Source organism: Bacillus sp. NTK074B (genome assembly GCF_017303375.1).
GTDB lineage: Bacteria > Bacillota > Bacilli > Bacillales > Bacillaceae_B > Rossellomorea.
On the sequence record NZ_JAFKOH010000226.1, the window covers coordinates 1 to 258 of the forward strand.

At 32.2% G+C, this 258-nt stretch carries 1 protein-coding gene; it reads right to left on the minus strand.

Features of this window, described 5'->3' with window-relative positions; all coding sequences use genetic code 11:
* Nucleotides 1-234: ATP-binding protein (locus tag JI667_RS22120; protein ID WP_206858652.1), on the minus strand; the 234-nt coding region annotated here is incomplete at its 3' end.
* Nucleotides 235-258: the final 24 nt, after the last annotated feature.

The following is a 258-nucleotide window of genomic DNA, read 5'->3' on the forward strand; positions in this document are numbered from 1 at the left end:
TATTTCCTCTTTACTTATACCTATGCCGTTATCAGATATCATAAAGTCAACGGTTTCACTGGCTTCTTTAACTGAAATATCAACCTTGCCATTTTCTTGTGTATAGGTAAGGCTATTTGCAATTAAATTAAGAAAAACCTGTTTTAACCTGTGAACATCCCCTTTAATACTAAGGTTACCTTCATACTCTACAGATAATTCTATTTTCTTTTTATCTGCCTTACTCTTAGTCATGAGCAGACAATCATCTATAATTTC